The sequence below is a fragment of the Variovorax sp. UMC13 genome, assembly GCF_014170375.1.
GTDB lineage: Bacteria > Pseudomonadota > Gammaproteobacteria > Burkholderiales > Burkholderiaceae_C > Variovorax.
This window is the reverse complement of the sequence record NZ_LZZW01000025.1, coordinates 58,776-76,764: the sequence shown is the minus strand read 5'-3', so window position 1 is coordinate 76,764 and position 17,989 is coordinate 58,776. Positions and strand designations below refer to the sequence as shown.

The window sequence follows — 17,989 nt, the reverse complement described above, 5'->3', positions numbered from 1 at the left end:
TCGCCAATGAGAAAGCCGGCATCCGCCGGCTTTTTTTATGGACGCAGAGGGCGCCATCTCGCCTGTCGCTCGCGCAACCCGAGCAGCTCGTTGGCCACCAGCGCGCCGATCACGAGCAGGCCGCCGAACAGCACGCTGGCCGCGGGCTCCTCGCCGGCGCCGATCCACGCCAGCGCGATGCCGAAGATCACCTCGAGCAGCCCCAGCAAGGCCATCTCCGGCGCCGTCAGCGCACGCGCGCAGGCCAGCGACAGCACGCAGGGGATCGCGAGCTGGAACAGCCCCAGGAAGGCCAGCAGACCGAGGTCGTGCAGCGAAGCGCGCAGGGGCCAGGCCAGCGGCAGCGTGACCAGCGCCGAGATCAGGGCACCGATCAGCACCGCGGGCACCAGGTCGACGTCGTGACCCTGGGCGTGGGCATGCTGCACCACGGTCCAGTTGGCCGCGGCCGCCACCGGCACGCAGAGCGCGACCAGCGTGCCGAGCCACTGGCCCGCGCCCATCTGGCTGCCGTACATCCAGGCGATGCCCAAGCCGGCCACCGCGATCGCCCACCAGGTGCGCTCAGGCAGGCGATGCCCGATGAAGAGCCGTGCGGCCAGCGCGGTGAGCAGCGGCCCGACCGCCATGGTGACCAGCACGTCGGCCGTGCTGGTGAGCGTCAGCGCCATCATGAAGGCGGTGAACATGATGCTCCAGCACAGGCCCGAGGCCCACAGCGCGCGCCCGCCGTGGCGGACCGTGGAGAGCACGGCGCGCCCGCGCCACAGCGGCAGGATCACCAGCAGGGCGAGCGCCATGAAGGCGCTGCGCCAGAAGGTCACCTCGAAGCTGCGCGCATGCTCGAGGTGGCGCGTCACCACGCCGGCCGTGGCCCACATCAGGGTCACGCCGACCATGAGCCAGACCGCCAACCCGTGGGTGAGCCGCAGCAAGGTGGACCCTGGTGACGGGCTGGCCGATCAGCGGCTGGCGCGCTTGCGGTCGCTTTCCTTGAGGTGGCGCTTGCGCAGGCGCACGCTCTTGGGCGTGATTTCGACCAGTTCGTCGTCCTCGATGAATTCCACGCCATATTCCAGCGTGAGTTCGATCGGGGGCGTGATCTTGATCGCGTCTTCCTTGCCCGAGACTCGGAAGTTGGTCAGCTGCTTGGTGCGGGTGGCGTTGACCACCAGGTCGTTGTCGCGGCTGTGGATGCCGACGATCATGCCTTCGTACACCGGATCGTTCGCCTTGACGAACATGCGGCCGCGGTCGTCCAGCTTGCCCAGGGCGTAGGTGAAGATTTCACCGTCGTCCATCGAGATCAGCACGCCCTGCTTGCGGCCGCCGATGTCGCCCTTGTGCGGCTCGTAGCTGTCGAAGATGTTGCTGATCAGGCCCGAGCCGCGCGTCAGGTTCAGGAATTCGTTGGTGAAGCCGATCAGGCCCCGCGCCGGAATGCGGTACTCGAGGCGCACGCGGCCACGGCCGTCCGGTTCCATGTTGACCAGTTCGCCCTTGCGCTCGCCCAGTGCCTGCATCACGCCGCCCTGGTGGCCTTCCTCGATGTCGGCCGTGACCAGCTCGATCGGCTCGTGCTTTTCACCGTCGACGTCGCGGAACACCACGCGCGGCTTCGACACGGCCATTTCATAGCCTTCGCGACGCATGTTTTCCAGCAGGATGGTCAGGTGCAGTTCGCCGCGGCCCATGACTTCGAAGATGCCTTCTTCGTCGGTCTCGTTCACGCGCAGCGCCACGTTGTGCTGCAGTTCCTTCTGCAGGCGGTCCCAGATCTGGCGGCTGGTCACGAACTTGCCTTCGCGGCCGGCCAGCGGGCTGGTGTTGACGCAGAAGTTCATGGTCAGGGTCGGTTCGTCGACCTTGAGCATGGGCAGCGGCGCGGGCGTGTCCTTGTCGGTCACGGTGACGCCGATGCCGATGTCGGCGATGCCGTTGATCAGCACGATCTCGCCGGGGCCGGCTTCGGTCGACTGCACGCGGTCCAGGCCCTGGAAGGTCAGCACCTGGTTGACCCGGCCCTTGATGGCCTTGCCGTCCGGGCCTTCCATCACGACCACGTCCGTCATGGGCTTGAGCGTGCCCTGGCTGATGCGGCCCACGCCGATGCGGCCGACGAAGGTCGAGAAGTCCAGCGCGGAGATCTGCAGCTGCAGCGGCGCGGCGGGATCACCCTTCTGCGACGGCACATGCTTCAGGATGGTGTTGAACAGGGCCGACATGTCGGGGCCCCACTGCTCGCCGGCGGCACCCTCTTCGAGCGACGACCAGCCGTTGATGCCGGAGGCATACACCACCGGGAAGTCGAGCTGTTCGTCGGTCGCGCCGAGCTTGTCGAACAGGTCGAAGGCGGCATTGACCACCTTGTCGGGGTTGGCACCCGGCTTGTCGACCTTGTTCACCACCAGGATCGGCTTCAGGCCCAGGGCCAGCGCCTTCTTGGTCACGAAGCGCGTCTGCGGCATCGGGCCTTCCTGCGCGTCGATCAGCAGCACCACGCCGTCGACCATCGACAGGGCGCGTTCGACTTCACCGCCGAAGTCCGCGTGACCGGGGGTGTCGACGATGTTGATGTGCGTGCCTTCCCAGGTCACGGCGCAGTTCTTGGCCAGGATCGTGATGCCACGTTCCTTTTCGATGGCGTTGTTGTCCATCACCGTGTCGACGACCTTCTCGTGCTCGGCGAAGGTGCCGGACTGGCGCAGCAGCTGGTCCACCATGGTGGTCTTGCCATGGTCCACGTGGGCAATGATGGCGATATTGCGAATTTGCTTTTGGGTACTCATGGTGTCGTTTCGCAGATGGATGCGTTCAAAAGGATTTGCTGGATTTCGATGGGGTTCAGCAAGCGCCCCGGGATCAATTCATGGGCCTTCACATGGGCCGAGCCCAGGAAGGCGGGCGGGTCGCGGCCGAACACGGCCACCTCCCCGGCATCGGCCCAGTCGCCACGCCGGCGCAGGCCCGACAGGAAACGTGCCGCATCTTCGGTGCCGAGCGTGACGCGTTCGTGGCCGGCCACCAGCGATTCCGCGGGCAGCAGCCGGGCCAGGCGCTCTGCCTCGCCCAGGGCTTCGAGCGCCTCGAGCGTGACGCACTGCGCCTCGGCGAAATCGCCGGTCGCGGTGCGCCGCAGCGAGCGCAGGTGCGCGCCGCAGCCCAGGGCCTCGCCGATGTCCTCGCCCAGCGTGCGGATGTAGGTGCCCTTGCTGACCCGGGCGACGATGCGCACCAGATCCGGTTCGATGGCGGTCAGCGAGAGTTCGTGGATCACGACGTCGCGCGGCGCGCGCTCGACCTCGATGCCCTCGCGGGCGTACTCGTAGAGCGCCTTGCCGTCCTTCTTGAGCGCGCTGTGCATCGGCGGCACCTGGCGGATCGGGCCGGTGAACTGCGCCGCCACGCGCGCCAGGTCCTCGGCCGTGACCTGCACCGCACGCTCGGCGATCACCTCGCCCTCGGCATCGCCGGTCGAGGTCTTCACGCCCAGGCGCGCCGTCGCGACATAGGTCTTGTCGGCGTCCAGGTGCAGCTGGCTGAACTTGGTGGCCGCGCCGAAGCACAGCGGCAGCACGCCGGTCGCGAGCGGATCCAGCGTGCCGGTGTGGCCCGCTTTTTCGGCGCGCAGCAACCACTTGGCCTTCTGCAAGGCCTGGTTGCTGGAGAGACCCAGCGGCTTGTCGAGCAACAACACCCCATGCACAGGGCGCCGTTGCACCCTGGTGCGTGGCGCGTTCATGCCTACTCTTCTTTCGAGCGGGATGCGACGGCCTGGGCGATCAGCGCGTTCATGTCGGCCGCACGCTCGGTGGTGCGGTCGAACAGGAAGTGCAGCGTCGGCACGGTGTGGATCTGCAGGCGCTTGAACAGGCCGTTGCGCAGGAAGCCCGCGCCCTGGTTCAGCGCCTCGGTGGTGACGACGGGGTCGCCGACCAGCAGGCTGAAATAGATCTTGGCGTGCGCGTAGTCGGGCGTGACCTCGACCGCCTGGATCGTGACCATGCCCACGCGCGGGTCCTTCAACTCGCGCGCGATCAGTTCCGTCAGATCCCGCTGGATCTGATCGGCGACCTTGAAGGCGCGGTTGGGGGCGGCTGCTTTTCTTTTAGGCATGGATGAAATGCGGGATCGATCACTGACGCACCGGACGCGAAGGTTTGGCAAAAGGCGCAAAGGATGCGGAAAGAAAACTTTCAAGGTTCTCTTTCGCGTCCTTCGCGTGATCTTTGCGTCCTCGGGATCCGGATGTCCGTATTACAGCGTCCGCGCAATCTCCTTGATTTCGAAGAATTCGAGCTGATCGCCTTCTTTGATGTCGTTGTAGTTCTTGAGCTTGATACCGCACTCGAAGCCTTCGCGGACTTCGCGCACGTCGTCCTTCATGCGCTTGATCGAGTCGACCTCGCCCGTGTAGACCACCACGTTGTCGCGCAGCAGGCGGAAATGCGCGCTGCGGTTGACCGAACCCGCGGTGATGTACGAACCGGCAACGGTACCGATCTTCGACGCCACGAACACCGTGCGGATCTCGGCCTGGCCGATGATCTCTTCGCGCCGCTCGGGGGCCAGCATGCCGGACATCGCCACCTTCACTTCATCGACGGCGTCGTAGATGATGCTGTAGTAGTTCAGCTGCACGCCGTTGCCTTCGGCCAGCTTGCGTGCGCCCGAATCGGCACGCACGTTGAAGCCGATGACCACTGCCTTCGAAGCGATCGCGAGGTTGATGTCGTTCTCGCTGATGCCGCCGACACCGGCGTACACGATCTGGACCTTGACCTCTTCGGTCGCCAGCTTGAGCAGCGACTGCGCCAGGGCTTCCTGCGAGCCTTGCACGTCGGCCTTGATGATGAGTCGCAGCGTCTGCACTTCGCCTGCCGACAGGTCGGTGAACATGCTTTGCAGGTTCGAAGCCTGTTGCTTGGCCAGCTTGGTGTTGCGGAACTTGCCCGCGCGGTAGGTCGCGATTTCGCGCGCCCGGCGCTCGTCGGCCATCACCATGAACTCGTCGCCCGCCTGCGGCACTTCGGTCAGGCCCTGGATTTCCACCGGGATCGACGGACCCGCCGACTTGGTCGACTTGCCGTCTTCGTCCAGCATGGCGCGCACGCGGCCATAGGTCGAGCCGGCCAGCACCACGTCGCCGGTCTTGAGCGTGCCGGACTGGACCAGCACGGTCGCGACCGGGCCGCGGCCCTTGTCGAGCTGGGCTTCGATGACCAGGCCCTTCGCGGCGGCTTGCACCGGCGCCTTGAGTTCCAGCACTTCGGCCTGCAGCAGCACCTGTTCGAGCAGGTCGTCCACGCCCTGCCCGGTCTTCGCGGACACCGGCACGAAGGGCACTTCGCCGCCGTACTCTTCAGGCACCACCTCTTCGGCCACCAGCTCCTGCTTCACGCGGTCCAGGTTGGCGTCGGGCTTGTCGATCTTGTTGATCGCGACCACGATCGGCACACCGGCCGCTTTCGCGTGCTTGATGGCTTCCTTGGTCTGCGGCATGACGCCGTCGTCGGCCGCCACCACCAGGATGACGATGTCGGTGGCCTGCGCACCGCGGGCACGCATGGCGGTGAACGCCTCGTGACCCGGGGTGTCGAGGAAGGACACCATGCCGCGCGGCGTTTCGACGTGGTAGGCGCCGATGTGCTGCGTGATGCCGCCGGCTTCGCCCGCGGCGACCTTGGCGCGGCGGATGTAGTCCAGCAGCGAGGTCTTGCCGTGGTCGACGTGACCCATGACGGTGACCACCGGAGCGCGCGGCAGCGATTCGCCGGCCTGTGCGCCGACGTCCTCGTCGGTGAAGGCTTCCGGATCGTCCAGCGCGGCGACCACGGCCGTGTGGCCCATGTCCTCCACGATGATCATCGCGGTGTCCTGGTCGAGCGACTGGTTGATGGTCGCCATCATGCCGAGCTTCATCAACTGCTTGATGACCTCTTGCGCCTTGACGGCCATCTTGTGCGCCAGCTCGGCCACGGTGATGGTTTCAGGCACGTGCACTTCGAGCACACGCGCTTCCACCGGTGCGGCCTGCACATGTTCTTCATGGCCGCCACGGTCGTTGCTGCCGCGACGCCCACGCGGGCCTCCGCGCCAGTTGCCGCGGTTGACACCGCCGTTGGCATCGCCGCGGGTCTTGATTTCCTTCTTCTTGGCCGGATCGCCTGCCCAGCTCGACGAGAGCTTGGCCGACTTGACGTCCTTGCTCGCGCCAGGTGCTGCGGCGGCACCGGCAGCGGCGGGCGCACCCGGGCGGGCCGCGGGAGCGACCGGCTTGTGCAGCGTGCCCTTGACGGCCGGCTTCGGCACTTCCTTCTCGGGCGCCTTGTGCGGCACCAGCACGCGGGCCGGTGCGTTCATCATCGCGCGGATGGCTTCGGCTTCGGCCAGCGCCTTGCGGCGGCGTTCGTCCAGATCCTTGGCGCGTGCGGCTTCCTCGTCGGCGCGGGCCTTCGATTCGGCAGCCACCTTGGCCTTGGCATCTTCCTTGGCCTGGTTGGCGGCGGCTTCGGCCGCAGCCTTGCCGGTGGCGGCATCGTTCGCGGCCTGCGTCTCGACCACCGGCGCCTTGGGCGCTGCGGGGGCCGGAGGACGCGCGGCGGCGGCTTCTTTTTCCTTCTGGAGCGCAGCAGCCTTGGCTTGCTGTTCGGCCCGTTCGGCGCGCTCGGCCTTCTCGCGTTCGACGGCTTCAGCCGCTTCGCGTTGGCGACGTTTTTCGACCAATTCTTCTTCCTGGCGGCGGATCAGTTCGGCTTGGCGGCGTGCATCCTCCTCGCGACGCGCCAATTCGGCTTCGTCGACCTTGGGGGCCGCGGGTTCGGCGACGGGGGCTGGGGCCTGCACCGGTTCGGCGGCAGGACCTTCGTCGCGCTGGATGAAGGTGCGCTTCTTGCGCACTTCCACCTGGATCGTGCGGGCGCGCCCGGTGGCATCCGCCTGCTTGATCTCGCTGGTCGATTTCTTGACCAGGGTGATCTTCTTGCGCTCGGTTTCGGCCGTGCCGTGGCTGGCCTTCAGAAAGCCGAGCAGGCGTTGCTTGTCGGTCTCGGTGAGTGCGTCGGTTGGCGAGGCTTTCGCCACGCCTGCGCTCTTGAGCTGATCAAGCAAGGTTTCGGGGGTCTTCTTGAGTTCGTTCGCGAACTCGGCGACTGTGGTGCTGGACATATGTGCTTCGTGCTCCCATGACCGTCACTCTTGGCCCGAGAACCAATGTTCACGGGCTTTCAAGATGAGGGCTTTGGCGTCATCGGCGCTGTGACCGGTGATCTCGGTGAGTTCGTCGACCGCGAGGTCGGCCAGGTCGTCACGGGTGTGGACACCCGCCTCGGCCAATTTCGGAATGAGTTCGGCGTCGAGGCCTTCGAGATCACGCAGATTCTGCGAGATGCCTTCGGCGCTTTCTTCCTTGGCGATTTCCATCGTGAGCAACGCATCCTTGGCACGCGTGCGCAGCTCGTTGATCGTGTCTTCGTCGAAGCTCTCGATCTCCAGCAGCTCGGAGATGGGCACGTAGGCCACTTCTTCCAGGCTGGTGAAACCTTCGTTGATCAGGATGTCGGCGATTTCCTCGTCCACATCGAGCTTTTCCATGAAGAGCTTGCGGCTCGAGTCGGTCTCGAGCGCCTGCTTCTGAGCCGACTCGCTGGCATCCATGATGTTGATCTTCCAACCGGTGAGGTCGGAAGCCAGCCGCACGTTCTGCCCGCCGCGGCCGATGGCGATCGCGAGATTCTCCTCGTCGACCACCACGTCCATGGCGTGCTTCTCTTCGTCGACCACGATCGAGGACACGTTGGCGGGTGCCAGGGCGCCGATCACGAACTGGGCCGGATCCTCGCTCCACAGCACGATGTCGACGCGCTCGCCGGCCAGCTCGTTGGTCACGGCATTGACACGGGTGCCGCGCACGCCGACGCAGGTGCCGATCGGGTCGACACGCTTGTCGTGCGAGAGCACCGCGATCTTGGCGCGCGAACCCGGGTCACGGGCGCAGCTCTTGATCTCCAGCAGGCCCTGTTCGATCTCGGGCACTTCCTGGCGGAACAGCTCGATCATGAATTCGGGGGCCGAACGCGACAGGATGATCGGCGCGCCGCGCAGCGTCAGGTCGACCTCCATGATCATGGCCCGCACGCGGTCGCCGTTGCGCAGGTTCTCCTTGGCGATCATCTCGCTGCGGCGCAGGCGGCCTTCGACACGCCCGGCTTCCACGATGATGTCGCCCTTGTCCAGGCGCTTGACGGTGCCCACGAAGATCTTGTCGCCGCGCGACATGAAGTCGTTGAGCAGCATCTCGCGCTCGGCGTCACGGATCTTCTGCAGGATCACCTGCTTGGCGGCCATGGCGCCGATGCGGCCGATCGGCACCGAGTCCACCGCTTCCTCGATGTACTCGTCCACCTCGATGTCGGGCATCTCTTCCTTGGCCTCGAACAGCAGGATTTCCTGGTCCGGCAGTTGCAGGCCGGCTTCATCCGGGACCACGTGCCAGCGGCGGAAGGTTTCGTAGTCGCCGCTGTCGCGGTCGACCGCGACGCGGATGTCCACGTCGCCCTGATGGAGCTTCTTGGTAGCCTGCGCCAGTGCGGACTCGACCGCGCCGAAGACGACGTCGCGCTCGACGTTCTTCTCCCGCGATATCGCATCCACCAACATCAACATTTCGCGATTCATGCCACTACGCTCCTCTTGTCAGTCCGACACTTCCGTGCCGCCAATGTCCGAAAGGCCCTCGGGGGCCTTGTCCAGCGAACCCTCTAGGGTTCTGGGCCTGCGCCCCTTGAAATCCACGATCGGCGCAAGCCGCGCTTCGCGCAATTCGTCCAGCGTGAAGCCCAGCGCATGCAACGGTGCAGGCGCGCGCTTCTTGCTCACTCTTTGTCCAGGTTTGGGTTCGGGGGCATCGCTCCAGACGATCTGCCAGCCACCACCATCGGCACGCTCCAGCGTGCCGCGAAACTTCTTGCGGCTGGCCGACACCTGGCCGCCCGCCGCCGCGCCCATGGGCGCCTTCAGCGTCAGGTCGATCACGTCGCCGACGAAACGTTCGAAATCCTGTTCGTTGCGCAAGGGGCGGTCAATACCCGGCGAGGACACCTCGAGCCGCTTGTATTCCGCACCGTCCACCTCGAGCGCAAACTGCAGTTGGCGCGTCACCTTCTCGCAGTCTTCCACCGTCACATAGGGCTCGGGAACGCCGGCTGCGACCTCTTCCGAGGTGGGGGCGGTCCAGGGCAAATCAATCGTGACGCGCAGCAGGCCACCGGCCGACCGCTCGATCTCGACCAGGTCGTAGCCGAGTCCGGCTACGGTTTGTTCCACTGTTTGCTGCAATGCCACGTGTCTGAATGCGCCTTTGGTGTTGCTCTCTGAATTGCGATGCTGGCCGCTTCTTGCGCCGTACACCCGCCAATCGTCGAAAGAAATGCTTCGCCCAATAAAAAACGGGCGGTTGGTACCCGCCCGTTTGGTCGTGAGCCTTGGATTATATGCTCAAAAGTGCTCAAAAGTGTGGGGCTTTAACCCGCCAAAGCCTGCGCCCTTGCCCGGGCCTGCCACCAGACGAAGGCAAAAAGCACCGAACCGACCGCCAGCACCGCGGCTGCGACCAGCAGGGGCACGGCGAAGGAGCCGGTGCGTTGCGCCAGCGGCGCGGCAAACAGCGGCCCGAGAATCTGGCCGACCCCATAGGACGCGGTGGCGTAACCGATCAATCCAGCCGCCGAATTCCCGCGCAAACGGCGCGCGTCGCGCACCGCGAACAGCGTGATGGCGGTAAAGGGCATGCCCAGCAGCAGGCTGCCCAATGCAAAGCCGGCGATGGTCGGCCAGGCCACCGACAGCACCACGCCCATCGCCTGCAGCGCATAGGCGACGGCCAATAGCAAGCGGTTGTCCCATTCGGGCGGCGCGCGCGCACCGATCAGCGCGCCGGGGACGATCGCCAGGCCGAACAGCGGCCAGAAGAAATCCGGCCAGGGCGAGCCCGGCAGCGCCTGGCGCGCGATCACCGGCAGGAAGGTGGCGGTGATGATGTAGCCGAAGCCGGCCAGGCCGTACAGCGCCACCAGCCAGCGCGCATCGCTCTGGTGCTCGGCCGGCGCCACCGCCGGGGGTGGCGCCGCCGGTGCGGTGGTCGCGACCGGTGCGCCGTCGTCGAAGATCCGCCAGATCACGGCGATCAGCACGATCGCCACCAGCCCGTAGCCGATCCAGGCCCAGTCGGAGCCCCAGCGGCCGGTCAGGCCGCCCAGCAGGCCGGTGGCGGCGATACCCAGGCCCGGGCCGCTGTAGATCACGCCGCCCAGCGCCGGGGCGCCGGTCTCGGCCAGCCGGCGCAGGCCCCAGCCGGAAGCGAAGACGAAGGTCCAGGCGCTCACCACGCCCGCCGCGCCGCGCAGCGCGCCCCACAGCGTGAAGCCGTTGAGCAGGCCCATGCCCAGCAGCAGCACCGCGGTCGCGACCAGGCCGCTGCGCACCATGAAGGCGGGCCGCAGCCGGATCGCGGCGCAGGACACCGCCCCCAGGAAATAGCCCAGGTAGTTGAGCGAGGCCAGCACGCCGCCGCTCTGCAGGTCCAGCTTGCCCTCGTGCAGCATGATCGGAAGCATGGGCGTGAAGGCGAAACGCCCCAGGCCCATGGCCACCGCCAGCGTGACCATGCACGCAAGGGCGGCGCGCCAGGCGCCGCGGCGGTCGTATCCGATATTCGACATGGGTGGGCTGAAAAATGTCTTCAATCGGCCAGGGCGGCCGCGACCAGCTTGCGCGTGTAGGGGTGTTCGGGCTGGTCGAGCACCCGGTCGACCGGGCCGTGTTCGAGGATGGCGCCGTCCTTCATCACGATCACCTGGTGCGCCATGGCGCGGATCACCTCGACGTCGTGGGTGATCAGGAGGTAGCCCAGGCCGCGCTCGCGCTGCAGCCGCTGCAGCAGGCCCAGCACCTGCTTCTGGATCGTCACGTCGAGCGCGCTGGTCGGCTCGTCGAGCACCAGTAACTGCGGATCGACCACCAGCGCGCGCGCCACCGCCAGCCGCTGGCGCTGCCCGCCGGAGAACTCGTGCGGGTAGCGGTCGAGCAGCGCGGGGAACTGCACCTCGGTCAGGCCCACGTCCTCCAGCGCCGCCAGCACCCGCAAGCGGCGTTGCGCCGCATCGAGCTCGGGCGCGTGGACCGTGAGCCCTTCGCCGACGATCTGCTCGACCGTCATGCGCGGCGACAGCGAGGAGAACGGGTCTTGGAACACCACCTGCATGGTGCGCCGCAGCGCCCGGTCTTCGGCGCCGCCCCGGCCCCAGCGCTGCCCGCCCACCGCCACGGTGCCGCCGTGCGGCAGCAGGCCCAGCGCGGCCAATGCGAGTGTCGATTTGCCCGAGCCCGACTCGCCCACCACGCCCAGCGTCTGCCCCGGCGCGATGGCGAAGTCGGCGCCCTGCACCGCCACGAACTCGCCCTTGCGGAACCAGCCGCGCACGCCCGGCAGCGACACGGGATAGCCCACGCGCAGCGCCTGGGCCGCCAGCACGGGGGCGGCATCCGCCTGCGCCGGCGCCACGTCGCGCACCGGCCGGCTGTCGATCAGCCGGCGGGTGTAGGTGTGCTGTGGCGCGCCGAAGACCTCGGCCACGGCACCCTGTTCCACGATGCGGCCGCGCTCCATCACGGCCACCCGGTCGGCGAAGCGCCGCACCAGGTTCAGGTCGTGGGTGATCAGCAGCACCGCCATGCCGTGCTTGCGCTGCAGTTCGCTCAGCAGCTCGAGGATCTGCGCGCGCACCGTGACGTCCAGCGCCGTGGTCGGCTCGTCGGCCAGCAGCAGCCGCGGCTTGCAGGCCAGCGCCATGGCGATCATGGCGCGTTGGCGCTGACCGCCCGAGAGCTGGTGCGGGAAGGCGCGCGCGCGCCGGGCCGGCTCGGCGATGCCGGTGTCGGCGAGCAGCTGCACGGCCGCCTCCTGTGCCGCGCGTTTGGACAGCCCCTCGTGCAGCTCCAGCACCTCGGCCACCTGGTCGCCCACGGTGTAGAGCGCGTTGAGCGCGGTCATGGGCTCCTGGAAGATCATCGCGATCTCCTTGCCGCGCACGCCGCGCAGCGCCTGCTCGGGCATCGAGAGCAGGTCGCGTGTGGCGCCCTGCCCCGTGCCCGCGAAGCGCGCGGTGCCGGTGAGGTCGGCGTTCTGCGCCAGGCGCAGCAGGCTCAGCGCGGTGACGGTCTTGCCCGAGCCGGACTCGCCCACCAGCGCGAGCTTCTCGCCGGGCGCGATCGAGAAATCGATGCCGTGCACCACCGGCTTGCCGCCGAAGGCCACGTGGAGGCCCTGAACATCCAGCAATGCGCTCATCGGTCCAGCTTTCGGGGGTCGAGGGCGTCGCGCAGTGCGTCGCCCATGAAGGTCAGCAGCATCAGGGTCACGACCAGCACCATGAAGGTCGACAGCGAGATCCACCAGGCATCGATGTTGGCCTTGCCCTGGCTCAGCAGTTCGCCCAGCGAGGGCGTGCCGGGCGGCACGCCCAGGCCGAGGAAGTCGAGCGAGGTCAGCGCCAGGATGGCCGCGCTCATGCGGAAGGGCAGGAAGGTCACGACCGGCGTCATGCTGTTGGGCAGGATGTGGCGCCGCATGATCTGCAGGTTCGACACGCCCAGCGCGCGCGCGGCGCGCACGTAGTCCATCTGGCGGTTGCGCAGGAATTCGGCGCGCACGTAGTCCGACAGGCCCATCCAGCCGAACAGGCTCAACAGGATCAGCAGCAGCGCCACGCTGGGGTTGAAGATGGCGCTGAAGATGATCAGCAGGTAGAGCTCGGGCATCGCGCCCCAGATCTCGATGAAGCGCTGGAAGGCCAGGTCGGTCTTGCCGCCGAAGAAGCCCTGCAGCGCGCCGGTGATGACGCCCAGCAGCACGCCGATGACGGTCAGGGCCAGCGCGAACAGCACGCTCACGCGAAAGCCGTAGATCAACTGGGCCAGCAGGTCGCGGCCGCGGTCGTCGGTGCCGAACAGGTTCTCGCTCGAGGGCGGCGCCGGGTTCGGCTGCTTGGCGAAGTAGTTGAGCGTGCGCGGGCCGTAGCGGTTGGGGGCGTGGATCGCCCAGTTGTCGCCGCGGGTGATGCGCTCCTGGATGAAGGGGTCGAGGAAGTCGGTCGGTGTCTCGAAGTTGCCGCCGAAGGTGGTCTCGGGGTAGTCGCGCAGCACCGGGAAATAGGTCTGCCCCTCGTAGCGCAGCAGCAGCGGCCGGTCGGTCGACAGCACCTCGGCGAACAGGCTCAGCACCACCAGCACGCTGAACACCGTGAGGCTCCAGAAGCCCAGCCGGTTGCGCTTGAAGCGCAGCCAAGCGCGCCGGCCCGGGCTCAGCGAGGTGCTCGGCGCGCTCGCCGCGGCGGGCGCCGCTGGCGTCATGGGGGTCTCAATCAAACTTGACACGCGGGTCCACCCATACGTAGCAGAGATCGGAAATCAGCTTGGTCAGCAGGCCGATGAGCGTGAAGATGTAGAGCGTGCCCAGGAACACCGGGTAGTCGCGCCGGATCACGCTCTCGTAGCTCAGGAGGCCCAGGCCGTCGAGCGAGAACAGGGTCTCGATCAGCAGCGCGCCGGTGAAGAAGGCGCCGATGAAGGCCGCCGGGAAGCCCGTGATGATCGGGATCAGCGCGTTGCGGAACACGTGCTTCCACAACACCGCCCGCTCCGAAAGCCCCTTGGCGCGCGCGGTCAGCACGTACTGCTTGCGGATCTCCTCGAGGAAGGAGTTCTTGGTCAGCATGGCTGTGACGGCGAAGCTGCCGAGCACCATCGCCGTCACCGGCAGCGTGATGTGCCAGAGGTAGTCGGTGATGCGCGCGCCCCAGCTCAGGGACTCCCAGTTGGGCGAGGTCAGGCCGCGCAGCGGGAACCACTGCAGCTGCCCGCCGAAGATCACAAGCAGCGCCACGCCCAGCACGAAGCCCGGGATCGCATAGCCGATCAGCACGATCAGCGTGGTGAAGAAGTCGAAGCTCGAGCCGGCCCGCACCGCCTTCGCCACGCCCAGCGGCACCGCGATCAGGTAGCTGATGAAGAAGGTCCACAGGCCCAGGCTGATCGAGACCGGCAGCTTCTCCTTGATCAGCTCCCAGACGTCCTTGCTCTGAAAGAAGCTCTTGCCCAGGTCGAAGCGCGCGAACTGGGTCAGCATCTGCCAGAAGCGCTCGGGCGCGGGCTTGTCGAAGCCGTAGAGCGCCTTGATCTCGGCCACCTGCTTCGGGTCCAGCGTGCGGCCCGCGGGGCCGCCGGAGATGCGGCTTTCCTTGTCGGTGAGCTGCGAGAGCAGCTGCTCGGCCGGCCCGCCGGGCACGAACTGCACCACCACGAAATTGAGGATCAGCACGCCCAGCAAGGTGGGAATGATGAGGAGAAGGCGTCGGAGAATGTAGGCGGCCATGCGGTGGGGTCGGTGTCTCGGTCTACTTCTTCTGCGCGGGGTCGATCCACCACATCGTCAGCAGCGCCGAGCCGGCCAGCAGGCGCTGCGGCAGCGCGGCCTCGGGATGGCGCAGGTACTGCTTGTGGGCCATGAAGTACTGCTTGCCGTAGTACATGGGCGTCACGTAGTGCTGGTGCAGCAGGTAGCGGTCCAGCAGGCGCGCGGCCGCCGCCAGCGCGGCGCGGTCGGGGCTGTCGACGATGAGCTCGAGGATCTCGTCGATCACCGGGTCGCTGATGCCGCTCAGGTTCTGGCTGCCCTTCTCGGCCGCGGACTTGGAGCCGAAGTCGTCGTAGAGCTCGTTGCCGGGGCTCGAGGAGCCGCCCTGCAGGCTGATCGCCATGTCGAAATCGAAATCGTCGAGCTTTTTCTTGATCAGGCTGGCATCGCGCAGCCGGTACTGCAGCTTGATGCCCAGCTTGCCCAGGTTGCGCGCATAGGGCGCGAGCACGGTCTCGGAGCTGCGGTCGGCGATGTCGATGTCGATCGCCAGCGGCGTGCCGGCCGCGTCGCGCAAGGCGCCGTCGCGGTAGGTCCAGCCGGCTTCGCGCAGCAGCGCCTGGGCGCGCACCAGGTTGCGGCGAAGGCCTTCGGCGGTGTCGCCGGTGGTGGCGGGCCGGGGCAGCTCGCCCTGGGTGTTGTCGAGATAGCGCTGCCTGGTCTTGAGCCCGTCGAGGAGCGCCTGCTCCTGCGGGCTGATCTCGGCCTGCGCCATCAGGTCGTCGCTGTTCTGGAAGTAGCTCTGGGTGCGCGCACGGCGGCCGTAGAACAGGTGCGCGTTGAGCCAGTCGAAGTCGAAGGCCAGCGCCAGGGCCTGGCGCACGCGGATATCGGCGAAGCGGGGCTGCCGCAGGTTGACCGCCAGGCCCTGCATCCCGGTGAAGCGCCGGTGCGAGATCTCTTCCTTCATGAGCTCGCCCGAATCGAAGCGCCGGCCCTTGTAGCGGCGCACCCAGGCGATGATGGAGACCTCTTCCAGCGCGTCGAGCGAGCCGGCCTTGAGCGACTCCTCTTCGCCCAAGCGGTCCTTGAAGTACTGGTAGTTGACGCTGCCGTAGTTGAACATGCCCTTGCGCACCGGCAGGTCGGCCGCCCAGTAGTCGGCGCGCCGGCGGTAGGTGATGGACTTGCCGAAGTCGACCTTCTCGATCGCGTAGGGGCCGCTGGCGATCGGCGGCTCGGTCACGACCTGGTCGAAGGGCTTGCCCTTGCCCCAGGCGCGCGAGAACACAGGCAACTGGCCGATGATCATGTGCAGCTCGGAGTTGCGGCGCTTGAAGTCGAAGCGCACCGTGCGCTCGTCGACCACCACCGCGTCCTTGATGTCAACCCAGTACGAGCGGAAGGTCGGCCCGGCCTGCTTGCTCATCAGGGTGTCGAAGGAGTGCTTCACGTCCTGCGCCAGCACCGGGCTGCCGTCGGAGAAGCGGGCCTTGGGATTGAGCTTGAAGGTGATGCTCAGGCGGTCGGGCGCGAGCGCCGCATCCTGCGCGAGCAGGCCGTAGTTGGAGAAGGGTTCGTCCTCGCTGGGCGTCATCAGCGAGTCGAAGACGAGGCCGTACTCCGAGAACACGAAGCCGTTCGCGCTGTAGCCCATGCCGACCGGCGGGCGGCCGCGCAGGGTGAAGGGGTTGAGCTTGTCGAAGCTGCCACTGGCCGAGAGCGTGAGATCGCCGCCCTTGGGCGCATCGGGGTTCACGTAGTCGAAGTGCGTGAACGAGGCCGGGTATTTGGGTTCATAGCCCATGCCCAGACCGTGCGCCGCCCATGAAGGCAGCGCCAAGAAAGCCAATAGAAGGAGCAGCCAACCTCGCATGCGAGAATTCTGCCCAAGATTTTCACAAGGCAACTTCATGGGCTTTCTTTCCGGCAAAAAACTGTTGATCACCGGCGTGTTGAGCAATCGCTCGATTGCCTATGGCATCGCCAAGGCCTGTCACGAACAAGGCGCCGAACTCGCCTTCAGCTATGTCGGCGAGCGATTCAAGGACCGTATCACCGAATTCGCCGCGGATTTCGACTCGAAGCTGATTTTCGATTGCGACGTGGGCGACGACGCGCAGATCGAGAAACTGTTCGCCGACCTGTCGCAGACCTGGCCGCAATTCGACGGCTTCGTGCACAGCATCGGCTTCGCCCCGCGCGAAGCCATTGCCGGCGACTTCCTCGAGGGCCTGTCGCGCGAAGGCTTCCGCATCGCGCACGACATCAGCGCCTACAGCTTCCCCGCCATGGCCAAGGCCGCCCTGCCCTTCCTGCGCGAGAAGTCGGCGCTGCTGACCCTGACCTACCTGGGCTCCGAGCGCGCCATGCCCAACTACAACACCATGGGCCTGGCCAAGGCCAGCCTCGAGGCCTCGGTGCGCTACCTGGCACAGTCGCTGGGCACCAAGGGCATGCGCGTGAACGGCATCAGCGCCGGTCCGATCAAGACCCTGGCGGCCAGCGGCATCAAGGGCTTCAGCAAGATCCTGTCGGCGGTCGCCGAGGTGTCGCCCATCGGTCGCAACGTGACCATCGAAGAGGTCGGCAACGTCGCGGCCTTCCTGCTGAGCGACCTGGCCAGCGGTGTCTCGGCCGAGATCACCTACGTCGACGGCGGCTTCAGCCAGGTCGTCGGCGGCATCCAGGAATAGCGTCCGACGACGCCGCGCGGCGCGATGCCGGATCGCCGAAGCCTCCTGCTGACGGGCCTGCTGGCCTGGGCGGGCTGCGCTTCGCTGGTGTTCGCCGCGGCGCCCGCGCTGATGCTGGCCGAGGTCTACCGGCAGGGCATCGCGCTCGACGATTACTGGGTCAGCGAGAAGTACGACGGCCTGCGCGGCTACTGGGACGGCCGCCAGCTCTGGACCCGCGGCGGTGAACGCGTGATGGCGCCGATCTGGTTCACCGCCCCGCTGCCGGCCGTGCCCATGGACGGCGAGCTCTGGGCCGGCCGCGGCCGCTTCGAATTCGCCACCTCGACCGTGCGCAGCCAGGTACCGGTCGATGCCGCCTGGCGCGAGATGCGCTTCATGGTCTTCGACCTGCCCGCCGAGCCGGGCGATTTCACGACGCGCCTGGCGGCCCTGCGCCGCCTGCTGCCGCTGCCTGCCGCGCCCTGGGTGCTGCCGGTGGCCCAGCAGCGCGCCACCACCCATGCCGCGCTGATGGCGCAGATGAAGGAAGTCGTGCGGATGGGCGGCGAAGGCCTGGTGCTGCACCGCGGCGCCTCGCTCTACCGCGCCGAGCGCAACCAGGACCTGCTCAAGCTCAAGCCCTACGAGGACGCCGATGCGCGCGTGCTCGCGCACCTGCCCGGGAAGGGCCGGCACGAGGGCCGCATGGGCGCGCTGATGGTCCAGATGCCCGACGGCCGCCGCTTCAAGCTGGGCGGCGGTTTTTCCGATGCGCAGCGCGACGATCCGCCGGCCGTCGGCAGCTGGGTCAGCTACCGCTTCAACGGCACCACCGCCAAGGGCCTGCCGCGCTTCGCGCGTTTCCTGCGCGTGCGCGGCGACCTGGGGCGCTGAGGTCCCG

General features: G+C 67.2%; 14 protein-coding genes. 2 read left to right on the top strand and 12 right to left on the bottom strand.

The annotated features are described in order from the left end of the window. Window positions 1-35 precede the first annotated feature (35 nt). From A9977_RS21120 to A9977_RS21065, 12 genes are all read right to left on the bottom strand, one after another. Window positions 36-932 carry a DMT family transporter gene (locus A9977_RS21120; RefSeq protein WP_405054698.1) on the bottom strand — a complete coding sequence of 299 codons (897 nt, stop codon included), beginning with the start codon at window positions 930-932 and terminating at the stop codon, window positions 36-38. Window positions 933-962: 30 nt separating this feature from the next. Further along, window positions 963-2,789: a translational GTPase TypA gene (typA, locus tag A9977_RS21115; protein ID WP_183026854.1), complete on the bottom strand. Its 1,827-nt coding sequence runs from the start codon at window positions 2,787-2,789 to the stop codon at window positions 963-965. Further along, window positions 2,786-3,742 carry a tRNA pseudouridine(55) synthase TruB gene (truB, locus tag A9977_RS21110; protein WP_183026853.1) on the bottom strand — a complete coding sequence of 319 codons (957 nt, stop codon included), beginning with the start codon at window positions 3,740-3,742 and terminating at the stop codon, window positions 2,786-2,788. Before truB ends, typA begins: the two co-directional genes overlap by 4 nt. A gap of 2 nt (window positions 3,743-3,744) precedes the next feature. After that, entirely contained in the window at window positions 3,745-4,116 is a 372-nt protein-coding gene (gene rbfA, locus A9977_RS21105) for a 30S ribosome-binding factor RbfA (RefSeq protein ID WP_183026852.1), read from the bottom strand. 141 nt (window positions 4,117-4,257) lie between these two features. Then, window positions 4,258-7,167 (bottom strand): translation initiation factor IF-2, encoded by a 2,910-nt coding sequence (infB, locus tag A9977_RS21100; RefSeq protein WP_183026851.1) that lies wholly within the window; start codon window positions 7,165-7,167, stop codon window positions 4,258-4,260. Between the two features lie 24 nt (window positions 7,168-7,191). Beyond that, the gene (gene nusA, locus A9977_RS21095; protein ID WP_183026850.1) at window positions 7,192-8,676 is read right to left on the bottom strand and encodes a transcription termination factor NusA; all 1,485 of its coding nucleotides are present in this window, start codon (window positions 8,674-8,676) and stop codon (window positions 7,192-7,194) included. A gap of 18 nt (window positions 8,677-8,694) precedes the next feature. Beyond that, complete coding sequence (gene rimP / locus A9977_RS21090; protein WP_183026849.1) at window positions 8,695-9,342, bottom strand: ribosome maturation factor RimP; 648 nt, start codon at window positions 9,340-9,342, stop codon at window positions 8,695-8,697. A gap of 179 nt (window positions 9,343-9,521) precedes the next feature. Further along, on the bottom strand, window positions 9,522-10,718 hold the full coding sequence (locus A9977_RS21085) for a YbfB/YjiJ family MFS transporter (RefSeq protein ID WP_183026848.1): 1,197 nt from the start codon (window positions 10,716-10,718) through the stop codon (window positions 9,522-9,524). Between the two features lie 20 nt (window positions 10,719-10,738). Continuing rightward, entirely contained in the window at window positions 10,739-12,346 is a 1,608-nt protein-coding gene (locus A9977_RS21080; protein WP_183026847.1) for an ABC transporter ATP-binding protein, read from the bottom strand. Further along, window positions 12,343-13,407, bottom strand: a complete 1,065-nt coding sequence (locus tag A9977_RS21075) for an ABC transporter permease (RefSeq protein ID WP_183026846.1) — start codon at window positions 13,405-13,407, stop codon at window positions 12,343-12,345. Before A9977_RS21075 ends, A9977_RS21080 begins: the two co-directional genes overlap by 4 nt. A gap of 7 nt (window positions 13,408-13,414) precedes the next feature. Beyond that, on the bottom strand, window positions 13,415-14,428 hold the full coding sequence (locus A9977_RS21070; protein ID WP_183026845.1) for a microcin C ABC transporter permease YejB: 1,014 nt from the start codon (window positions 14,426-14,428) through the stop codon (window positions 13,415-13,417). 22 nt (window positions 14,429-14,450) lie between these two features. Beyond that, a complete protein-coding gene (locus A9977_RS21065) occupies window positions 14,451-16,217 on the bottom strand; it encodes an extracellular solute-binding protein (protein WP_259652076.1) in 1,767 nt (588 codons plus the stop codon). 106 nt (window positions 16,218-16,323) lie between these two features. Here A9977_RS21065 and fabI point away from each other — a divergent pair, with 106 nt between their 5' ends. Continuing rightward, window positions 16,324-17,106 (top strand): enoyl-ACP reductase FabI, encoded by a 783-nt coding sequence (fabI, locus tag A9977_RS21060; RefSeq protein ID WP_183026843.1) that lies wholly within the window; start codon window positions 16,324-16,326, stop codon window positions 17,104-17,106. Between the two features lie 24 nt (window positions 17,107-17,130). Next, the gene (locus A9977_RS21055) at window positions 17,131-17,982 is read left to right on the top strand and encodes a DNA ligase (protein ID WP_183026842.1); all 852 of its coding nucleotides are present in this window, start codon (window positions 17,131-17,133) and stop codon (window positions 17,980-17,982) included. Window positions 17,983-17,989 lie beyond the last annotated feature (7 nt).